The 9,840-nt window shown below is 76.3% G+C and carries 8 protein-coding genes and 1 pseudogene; 3 read left to right on the top strand and 6 right to left on the bottom strand.

Translation table 11 applies throughout. From position 1 onward, the window contains the following. Nucleotides 1–524: pseudogene (locus ACFV0G_RS26555) on the bottom strand (hypothetical protein); the annotation flags it as partial. Between the two features lies 1 nt (nucleotide 525). Continuing rightward, the gene (locus tag ACFV0G_RS26550) at nucleotides 526–1,266 is read right to left on the bottom strand and encodes a hypothetical protein (protein WP_380552939.1); all 741 of its coding nucleotides are present in this window, start codon (nucleotides 1,264–1,266) and stop codon (nucleotides 526–528) included. A gap of 165 nt (nucleotides 1,267–1,431) precedes the next feature. On the opposite strand from ACFV0G_RS26550, the gene ACFV0G_RS26545 reads away from it, so the two are divergent. Beyond that, nucleotides 1,432–1,842, top strand: coding sequence for a VOC family protein (locus ACFV0G_RS26545; RefSeq protein ID WP_380552936.1), 411 nt, complete (start codon nucleotides 1,432–1,434; stop codon nucleotides 1,840–1,842). A gap of 67 nt (nucleotides 1,843–1,909) precedes the next feature. Here ACFV0G_RS26545 and ACFV0G_RS26540 read toward each other — a convergent pair whose 3' ends face one another. After that, the gene (locus ACFV0G_RS26540) at nucleotides 1,910–3,061 is read right to left on the bottom strand and encodes a PP2C family protein-serine/threonine phosphatase (RefSeq protein ID WP_380552933.1); all 1,152 of its coding nucleotides are present in this window, start codon (nucleotides 3,059–3,061) and stop codon (nucleotides 1,910–1,912) included. Nucleotides 3,062–3,192: 131 nt separating this feature from the next. On the opposite strand from ACFV0G_RS26540, the gene ACFV0G_RS26535 reads away from it, so the two are divergent. Further along, entirely contained in the window at nucleotides 3,193–4,080 is an 888-nt protein-coding gene (locus ACFV0G_RS26535) for an oxygenase MpaB family protein (protein WP_380552930.1), read from the top strand. 49 nt (nucleotides 4,081–4,129) lie between these two features. After that, nucleotides 4,130–4,768: a DUF664 domain-containing protein gene (locus ACFV0G_RS26530; RefSeq protein ID WP_380552927.1), complete on the top strand. Its 639-nt coding sequence runs from the start codon at nucleotides 4,130–4,132 to the stop codon at nucleotides 4,766–4,768. Here the strand turns inward: ACFV0G_RS26530 and ACFV0G_RS26525 are convergent. The 3 genes from ACFV0G_RS26525 to ACFV0G_RS26515 all read right to left on the bottom strand — a co-directional run. Continuing rightward, nucleotides 4,755–6,803: a transglycosylase domain-containing protein gene (locus tag ACFV0G_RS26525; protein WP_380552924.1), complete on the bottom strand. Its 2,049-nt coding sequence runs from the start codon at nucleotides 6,801–6,803 to the stop codon at nucleotides 4,755–4,757. The genes ACFV0G_RS26530 and ACFV0G_RS26525 overlap by 14 nt on opposite strands. A 103-nt stretch (nucleotides 6,804–6,906) precedes the next feature. Next, nucleotides 6,907–7,596, bottom strand: a complete 690-nt coding sequence (locus ACFV0G_RS26520; RefSeq protein ID WP_380552921.1) for a DUF2993 domain-containing protein — start codon at nucleotides 7,594–7,596, stop codon at nucleotides 6,907–6,909. Next, nucleotides 7,562–9,840, bottom strand: a 2,279-nt coding sequence (locus ACFV0G_RS26515) for an MMPL family transporter (protein WP_380552918.1), incomplete at its 5' end; no start/stop codon positions are given. The genes ACFV0G_RS26520 and ACFV0G_RS26515, both read right to left, overlap by 35 nt.

The following is a 9,840-nucleotide window of genomic DNA, read 5'->3' as shown; positions in this document are numbered from 1 at the left end:
CCGGGGGGCGGGGGGGGGGCGGGGGGGGGGGCGGGGGGGGGGGGGGGGCCCCGGGGGGGGCCCTCGCCCGGGCCCGCGGCGGGCGGCGCCTCGACCGCCGCCGGGGCGGCACCGGCGGCGAGCGCCTCGGCGACGGCGGTGTGCACCAGGCCCGCCAGTGCCTCCTCGCCGCCGAAGTAGCGGCCGGGCCCGCGGACGGGGATGGCGCACAGGCCCGGGCGGAGCACCTCGACCCGGGGGGTGAAGGCCTCGACCGCGGCGGCCACCGGCTCGAACCGCCGGGTCTCCGTCTCCGGGTCGCGGTCGCGCAGCCGCAGCCCGGGGCAGAGCCGCTGGGCGTACCGCAGCCGCTGGCCGCGCCGGACGCCGGCCTCCCGGGCCTCGCCGGAGCAGGCCAGGATCCGGCCGGACTCCACCACCGCGACCGGGCCGCTCTCACCGCCGGGCGGGGCGGTGGCGGCGACCGGCCAGTCCGGGCACCAGACCACCAGGATCCGGGGCACCTCCGGCTGTTGCGCGGTCATCTCAGACCACCGCCAGTCCGGCCGGAACGTCCGCGGCCGGCGCCGGGACGGGGAGCACCGCGGCGGTGGCCGCGGCCGGGAGCGCCGGTGCCTCGGGGAGCGCCCGGGGCCGGCGGTCCGCCTCGATCGGACGGGCGGTGCCGTGCTCGTCCGGCAGCCAGAGCCGGGCGGTGCGGGCGCGGGCGGCCGTGCCGCGGCCCTCGGCGGCGATCTCGACCTGGCGGCCGCGCAGCTGCCCGTACCCGTCGCCGAGCCCGTACCAGCGTCCGGAGCCGACGCTGAGCCGCAGCCCGGCGCCGGGCCAGGGGCCGGCCACCAGCAGGGCGCAGCCGCCGCGCCGCAGGACGGCGGTGAGCCGGGCGGCGAGCTGCGGGGCGACCGGGCCGGTGGGGCGCAGCAGGATCAGTCCGACCGCGCCGGCCAGCGCGGAGACCACCTCGGGCCAGTGCGGGCCGGGGTCGTCGGCGAGCAGCAGGCGGTGCAGGTCGAGTCCGTAGCCGGCGGCCGCGGCGAGGCCGAGGTCGGGCAGGCCGACCGCGGCGGCCCAGCCGCCGGCCGCGACGGCTCCGGCGGCCAGGGCGAGGAGCAGCGCGGTGTCCCCGGCGACGGAGACCGCGGTGCCGCGGCGCAGGCCGCCGCCGGGCAGCAGGGGGGCGAGCGGCGGCAGGACCGGCAGCAGCGCGTCCTCGGCGGCGGGTGGGGCCGCCGCCGACCGTACGAACACATTTTCGAAATCGGGCACGAGTCCAGGATCGAACATTCGTTCGCCATTCTTCAAGTCCGAATCGCCTGACTGAACTGCAGGAACACACGGCCGGACACCCTGCGTGTCCTCCGGGACGCCGGGTGCCCGGCCGCGCACAGTGGGTCGGGGCGCCGCCGGGCGCCGGACGGAGGCGCACGGCGCGTGGACTGGAAGCTCGAAGTGGTGGTCGTCCCGGTCGCGGACGTGGACCGGGCCAAGCGGTTCTACGCCGAACAGGTCGGCTTCGCGGTCGACACCGACACCAGGATCGGCGAGCACGACCGGATCGTGCAGCTCACCCCGCGCGGCTCGGCCTGTTCGATCGTCATCGGCTCCGGGGCGGTCGGCTCCGGGCAGCCGGGGTCGGTGCAGGGCCTGCAGCTGGTCGTGGACGACGTCGCGGCGGCCCGCGCCGAGCTGGCCGGGCGGGGCGTGCCGGTCAGCCCGGTGCAGCACTTCGACGGCACGCAGCTGGCCGAGGGCCCGGGCGGCGACTGGAACTCCTTCGTGTTCTTCAGCGACCCCGACGGCAACGGCTGGAGCGTCCAGGAGCGCCCGGCCCGCACCCGCTGAGCCCCTCGGCCCCTGGGCACCTCGGGATCGCCGGGACCACCGGGGCCGGCGGGCGGGCGCGGACCGCTCAGGCCGGCCGGGCGACGGCCACCGCCGCGGCGTCGTCCTTGAGCCGGCCTCCGCCGTGCGCCAGCAGGTCACGGCGCAGACGGGCGAGGAGCGCGGCCGGTTCGAGCGCCGCCGTGCCGTGTGCCGACCAGCGGGCGGCCCGCTCCAGGAGCGGGTAGAACGCGCGGTCGCCGTCCCGGGCCTCGGTGACCCCGTCGGTGTAGAGCAGCAGCGTCTCCCCCGGCCCGACGTCGAAGGTGTCCACCTCGTACCGGATGCCGGGCAGCGAGCCCAGCCCGATCGGCGGCGCCCCGCAGCCGTCCCCCGGGTGCCCGTCGGCCGCCGCACCGGGCTCCAGGACACGGACCGCCCGGCCGCCGGCCAGCAGCAGCGGCGGCGGGTGCCCGCAGTTGGTGATCCCGACCGGCCCGCCGTCGTCCGGGAGGTCGACCAGCATCGCGGTGACGAAGCGCTCGGCCGCCTCGCCCTCGTCCCCGGTCTCCGCCAGGTGCCGGCCGAAGCTGGCGTCCAGGCCGGCCGCCAGGGCGGGCAGGTCGGCGTGGTGGTGGGCGAGCTCGCGGAACGCGCCGAGCACCGCGGCGGCGTCCTCGATCGCGGTCAGGCCCTTGCCCCGGACGTCGCCGACGATCACCCGGGTGGCACCGGGGACCCGGGTCGCCGCGTACAGGTCCCCACCGACGTCGGCCTCGGCCTCGGCGGCCAGGTAGAAAGCGGCCACCCGGAGCGGGCCCAGCCGGTCCGGCAGCGGGCGCAGCAGCACCCGCTGCACGGTCTCGGAGACCGAGCGCACCCGGGTCAGCTCCCGTCGGCGCCGGTCGCGGACCCGGCAGTACAGCACGATCAGCGTGGAGACCACGACCAGGGCGATGATCTGCGTCTGGTGGTTGGTGGTGCCCAGGCCGCCGTGGAAGACCCCGATGAGGACCTGCGCGAGCACCGCGAGCGCGCCGATCAGGCCGGTCAGCCAGGGCCCGGCGAACGAGGCGGTGATCGCCGGGGCGACCACCAGCAGCGGCCCGAGGTGGATGGTGGGCGGCGAGGCGATGTCGACGGCCGAGATCACGGCGATGAAGGCGAGCGGGATCGCCACGAGCGCGTGGCCCCGGCGCCACGTCCCGCGCGGGACGGCCGGACGTCCGCGCGCCACCATGCTCTCACCCTGCACCCGGGCGCCCACCGCTGCACGTCCCGGGCCGCCGCGGGCCCCGGTGCGCATTGACCGTGATCTTGGACAGCCCCTACAGTCGGCACGACCGCGCCCCGTCGGCCCGAGGAACCCTGATGAAGCGTCACCACTGGCTGGAGCGCATCCGGCAGCTCGACCCGGAGACCGACTTCACGGAGATCTACCGGATCAGCAGCTGGTACGAGTTCCCCTGGGACACCAGCCAGTCGCTGGGCTTCGCGCTCTACCGCACGTACGCCGTCCCGAGCATCGGCCGGCTGCTGGCCCGGACGGGCGAGTTCACCGAGCGGGCGCAGAAGCGGTACGACGACACGGTGCTGATCCTGGAGGCGGTCGTCGAGCACGGCTTCGACTCCGACCGGGGCCGCGAGGCGATCCGCCGGATGAACGGGATGCACCGGCGCTACGCGATCTCCAACGAGGACTTCGTCTACGTGCTCTCCACCTTCGTGGTGGTGCCCAAGCGCTGGCTCGACTCCTACGGCTGGCGGCCCTACTCGGCGCACGAGGTCCGGGCGGCGGTCAACTACTACCGCGAACTCGGGCGGCACATGGGGCTGCGGGACGTCCCGGAGACGTACGAGGGCTTCGAGCGGCTGCTGGACGACTACGAGCGGGCCCACTTCGCCTTCGACCGGGGCGGCCGGGACGTCTCCGACGCCACCCTGGACCTCACCGCGAGCTGGTACCCGCGGCCGCTCGGCGCCCAGATGCGGCGGTCCTCGATCTGCCTGCTGGACGACCCGCTGCGGGAGGCGTTCGGCTACCCGCGGCCGCCGGCCCTGCTGACCGCGCTGGTGCGCGGAGGGATGCGGCTGCGCGGGCGGTTCGTCCGGCTGCTGCCGCCGCGCCGCCGGCCGCACCTGGCCAGGGACGGGCGGCAGGTACGCGGCTACCCGAACGGGTACGAGGTCTCCGAGCTCGGCACCTTCGGGCCGCCGGAGAGCGGCGGCTGCCCGTTCCCGCACGGCGGGGCGTCCTGACCCGGACCGCCGGCCCCCCGGTGTCACCGGTCCGTGCCAGGCTGGCGGCATGAGCGAGAACCCCGTGCCCGGCATCCCGCCGCAGAACTACTCCCAGCCGTGGGCCGACGCCGCCGCCCGGCCCGGCCCGCCGCTGGTCGGCGACGAACGCGAGATCCTCACCTCGTACCTGGACTTCCACCGCGAGACGCTGGCCCTCAAGTGCGCCGGGCTGAGCGCCGGGCAGCTGTCCGAGCACGCGGTGCCGCCGTCCGGGCTGACCCTGCACGGGATGGTCCGGCACCTCGCCGGCGTCGAGCAGTGGTGGCTGCACCTGCAGTTCGCCGGGCTGGACGAGCCGCTGGCCTACTACTCCGACGACGACCCGGACCAGGACTTCGAGCACCTGGACGGCGATCCGGCCGAGGCGCTCGCCGTCTGGCGCGCCAACTGCGCCCGGTCCCGGGAGATCGTCGCCGCGGCGCCCTCGCTGGACGCCACCGGGGTGCACCGCGCCACCGGCGCCCCGGTCTCGCTGCGCCGGATCCTTCCCGGCGTCGACGTGCAGCACACCCGCCCCCCCGGCCCCGCCCCCCGGCGGGGCGAGCGCCCCGCCGGCCCCACCGGGTCCGCCCCGCCGCCGCCCCGGGCCGCCGCGGCCGCCCGGGGGGGCGGCCGGGCGGCCCGGGCACGGCTCAGGGCAGCCTGACCGAGGTGAAGGCGCTCGCCGGGGCGCCGTCCAGCGCACCCTCCACCGCGTCCCGCCAGACCGGGCCGGCCAGCGTGCCGCCGAACGCCGCGTCGATCCGCTCGCCGCCCATCCGCTGTCCCTCCAGCGGGGCCGGGGAGACGGTGTCGCTGACCACGGCCGCACCGGAGACCTCCGGGGTGTAGCCGACGAACCAGGCCTGCCGGCCCTCGTTGGTGGTACCGGTCTTGCCCGCGCTGTCGCGGTCGTCGAGCCCGGCGGTGGTGCCGGTGCCGTCCTGGACGACGCCCTTGAGCATCGCGGTCACGGTGTCCGCGGTGGTCTGGGACATCGCCTGGGTGCAGTTCGTCCGCGGCACCGCGAGGGCCTTGCCGTCCGGGCCGGTCACCGAGGCGATCGCGGTGGGCGCGCAGTAGGTGCCGTGCGCGGCGAACGCCGCGTACGCGCTCGCCATCTCCAGCGGCGACAGGTCGTTGCTGCCCAGCGTCATCGACGGCACCACGCTGAGCTTCTCGCCGCCGGCCTGCTGGGTGATGCCAAGCGAGGCGGCCAGCTTCGCCACGTTGCACAGCCCCGCGTCGGCCTCCAGGCGGGCGAAGTAGGTGTTGACCGACTTCGCCATCGCCTCCGGCATCGCGAAGCTGCCGACCAGCTTGGTGCTGTCGTTGTGCACCTCGCCGCTCTCCGGGAAGCGGCCGCCGGAGCAGTCCTTCATGGCCGGCCACGGGATGCTGTAGCCCGAGCTGTAGCTCTGGGTCACCGGGATGTCGTTCTCCAGCGCGGCGGCGGCCACGATCGGCTTGAAGGTCGAGCCGGTCGGGAAGCCCAGCCCGCCGCCCATCCGCTTGGGCACACTGAGGTTGATCTGGGTCTGGTTGGCGCCCAGCCCGTACGGACGGCTCTGCGCCATCGCGAGGATCTTCCCGGTGCCCGGCTCGACGAGGGTCATCGCCACCGCGGGCTTCTCCGACGGGTACGCGTGCGAGGTGACCGCGTTCTGCACGGACTTCTGCGCCTTGGGGTCGAGCGTGGTGCGGATCTGCAGGCCGCCGCGGTTCCACAGCGCCTGCCGCTCCGCCGGGGTCTTCCCGAACGCCGGGTCGGTCAGCATCACCTTCTTCACGTAGTCGCAGAAGAAGCCCTCGCCCGTCCCGGCGGTGATGCAGCCCTGGTGCGCGCGGGTCGGGTTCAGCCCCAGCCGGGAGGCCACCGCCGCCTGCTCCTGGGCGGGCGTGATGTGCCCGAGCTCCGCCATCCGGTGCAGCACGGTGTCGCGCCGCTCCTTGGCCAGCTGCGGGTTGACCGTCGGATCGTACGCGGACGGCGACTGGACCAGGCCGGCCAGCAGCGCGGCCTGCGGCAGCGTCAGGTCCTTGGCGGGGACGCTGAAGTACCGCTGCGCCGCCGCCTCCACCCCGTACGCCTTCTGGCCGAAGAAGGTGATGTTGAGGTAGTTGGTGAGGATCTGGTCCTTGGTGAGGGTCTCCTCGACCTTGATGGCGTACTTCAGCTCCCGGATCTTGCGCTCGACGGTCTGCCGCTGCGCCTCCTGGACCTTCTGCGGGTCGTCGCCGGCCTGGTCGACGAAGACGTTCTTCACGTACTGCTGGGCGAGCGTGGAGGCGCCCTGGGAGGTGCCGCCCGAGGCCGCGTTGGAGTTGACGGCCCGCAGGATGCCCTTGAGGTCCACGGCGCCGTGCTGGTAGAAGCGGCTGTCCTCGATGTCGACCAGGGCGGTCTTCATCACCGGGGCTATTCGGTCGGCGGGCACGACCGTGCGGTCCCGGCTGTAGATGACGGCGATCGGCTCGCCGGCCGCGTCGTACACCGTGGAGGCCTGGGACAGCGACGGGGTGACGAAGTCGTCCGGCAGACTGTCGAAGTCGTCCACCGCATGGCGGGCCCCCAGGCCGACCGCACCGACCGCGGGCAGGGCGAGCCCGGCGACCAGGACGCCGCCGAGCGCACTCGCGCCCACCAGCCGTGCGGCCAGCAGCGTCTTCTGACGGAATCCTCTGGAGTTGTGGGGAGCCATGGGAGGAGCCTATGCGGCTGATCGTCCACCAAGTATCGGATTTCTTCCCACGTTCGTCACAACTCCGTGACAGCGCGGGCTTGACGCCCCGCCATGTCATGTACTAATCGACATGCACCCCCTTCGCGGCGGCCCGCAGGGTCACCCCGTCGTCGCCGACCGACACCCCGGTCGGCACGAGGCCGAGCGGCAGCGGCGGCACCGTGCGGTCCGCCGCACCGAAGGCCGCGGTCAGCCGCGGGTCCGCCGGGTCCATCGGCCGCCCCGCGAGCGAGGCGCTGAGCGGACGGAGCGTCACCGCGCCGCCGGCCAGCCGGACCTCGGCGGTGACCGTCAGCGGCAGGCCGAGGACGCTGCGGTCGATCCGCAGCCGGCCGTGGTCCGCGGAGAGCGCCGTACCCGGGCCGAGCGCGCCGCCGAGCTGCCCGAACGGCAGCGTGAACCGGGCGTCGGCACCGGCCGCGCGGTACCCGCCGCCGCTCCCGGTGACCCGGCGCAGGTCGACGTCGGCGCGCACCTGCCGCCCGGCCGCGGTGACCGCGTCCGCCCGGACCCGGACCTCCGGGTAGCTCCCGCGGGCCGCCTCCAGCACGAACGGGAAGCCCGCCAGGGTCACCTGCGGAACGCCCACCAGGCCGGACTGCCGGGCGGCGATCCGCCCCGCGAGGCGGTGCTCGGCGACCGCGGCCGCCCCCGGTCGGCGGCCGGGAGGGCCGCCGCGAGCACGGCGAGGACGAGCGCCGCCCGCCGCCGGGCCCTCACGGGGCGCTCGCCGGGGCGACGTCCACGGCATCGGCAGCGGAATCGGCCTCGGCCGGGGCGGCATCGGGCACGGGCCCCTCCGCCGCCTGGCCGGGGGCGTCCTCGTGGCCGTCGCCCTCGATGTCCACCCGCGGCAGCAGCCGGTCCAGCCAGGCGGGCAGCCACCAGTTGACCCGGCCGAGCAGCACCATGCTCGCCGGGACGAGGACGCCGCGCACCACCGTGGCGTCCAGTGCGACCGCGGCCGCCAGGCCGATGCCGAACATCTTCACCACCGGGTCGTCGGAGAGCACGTAGCCGAGGAAGACGCTGACCATGATCAGGGCCGCCGAGGTGATGATCCGCCCGGTGCCCGCCAGGCCCGCCACCACCGCACGGCGGTTGTCGCCGCCGCGCAGGTACGCGGTGCGGACGGCGGTCAGCAGGAACACCTCGTAGTCCATGGAGAGCCCGAACAGCACCGCGAACAGCAGCAGCGGCACGTACCCGGGGATCGGCACGGCCCCGTCCAGGCCCAGCAGGGCGGCGCCGTGGCCCTGCTGGAACACCGCGGTGAGCACCCCGTAGGAGGCCGCGACCGAGAGCAGGTTCATCAGCGCGGCCTTCGCGGCGACCACCGGCGAGCGGAAGGCCAGCAGCAGGAGCAGTCCGGCGACGGCGAGGACGAAGCCGACCACCAGCGGCATCCGGCGGGCCAGCCGGTCGTTCAGGTCGGCCTGGGCCGCCGGGGTGCCCCCGACGTGCACCCGCTGGCCGCTGCCGCGGGTGGCGGCGGGCAGGGTGTCGGCGCGCAGCCGGTGCACCAGGGCCGCGGTGGCCGGGTCGGCGGGGGCGGTCGCCGGGGTGACCTGCCAGCGGGCGTACCGGCCGTCGGGGCTGAGCTGCACCGGGGCGACGGCCGCCACCCCCGGGGTGGTGCGCAGCGCGCCGGCGAGCGCGGTCAGCCGGGTGTCGGACGGGCCGGCCGCCGCGGCGGGCAGCTCGTCCACCACCTGGAGCGTGCCGTTGACGCCCGGGCCGAAGGCGGCGGCCAGCTGGTCGTAGGCGGTGCGGCTCGCCGAGCCGGCCCGGTTGGACCCGGCGTCGAGCTGGCCGAAGGACATCGCCGCGGCCGGGGCGGCCAGCACGCCGATCAGTGCGAGCGCGGCCAGCAGGCAGCGCCAGGGGCGGGCGGCGACGTGCTCGGCGATCCGGCCCCAGCCGCGGGGGCGGGCGTCCGGGTCCGGGGCGGCGGCGGGCCGGGGGGTGAGCCGGCGGCCGAGCAGGGCGAGCACGGCGGGCAGCAGGGTCAGCGAGGCCGCCATCGCGACCAGGACGGCGATTCCCGGCGCGAGCGCCAGCGCGTACAGCAGCGGCAGGCCGCCGAGGGCGAGGCTCGCCAGGGCGGCGACCACCGCGCTTCCGGCGAACGCCACCGCCTTGCCGGAGCCGGCCATGGTGCGCACCGCGGCGTCCTCGATGCCGACGCCGGCCGCGCGCAGCTCCCGGAAGCGGGTGAGGCAGAACAGCGTGTAGTCGATGCCGACGCCGAGGCCGATCATCGCCGCGATGGTCTCGCCGGCCGACGGCATGTCCATCAGGTGGCCGAGCAGGCCGATCACGGAGAGCGAGATGCCGAGGCCGAGGGCGCCGAACAGCAGCGGCAGTCCGGCGGCGACCAGGCTGCCGAAGGAGACGGTGAGGATGACCAGGGCGGCGAGCAGACCGACGGCCTCGCTGCGGCCGGTGGAGCCCTTGTCGACGGCGGCGGCGAGGTACCCGCCGGGGGTGACCTCGACCCCGGCGGCGGTGGCCGGTGCGGCCGCGGCGGTGACCGCGTGCGTGATCGCGGGGGTGACGTCCCGGCCGGTGACGTCGAGTTCGACGGCCAGGTAGCCGGTGCGCCCGTCGGCGCTCAGGGCGGCGCGGCCGGCCGGGTCGTAGGGGGTGGTGACGGCGACCACGTGGTCGACCCCGGCGATGGCCCGGGCGGCCTGCTCGACGGCGGCGCGGGTGGCGGTCGCGGTGAGGGCGGGGCCGCCGGCCGGGGTGCGCAGGACGACCGGCTGGCGGCCGGAGGGGGTGTCGTGGAAGGCCGTGCCGAGGTCGCGGGCGGCCTGGCTGTCGCTGCCGGGGATGGCGACCGCCTCGGTGGTGGCCCGCCCGAACACGCCGACCGCGGCGGCCGCCGCCGCGAGCAGGAGAAGCCAGGCGGCCAGGGTCCGCCAGGGTCTGGGGGCGCCCCCCCCCCCCCCCGGGGGGTACATCGCCCCGGCGGCCGGCCGGTGCGGAAGCG

The sequence above is a fragment of the Kitasatospora sp. NPDC059571 genome (genome assembly GCF_042735675.1).
GTDB lineage: Bacteria > Actinomycetota > Actinomycetes > Streptomycetales > Streptomycetaceae > Kitasatospora.
This window is presented reverse-complemented; position numbering and strand designations above follow the sequence as displayed.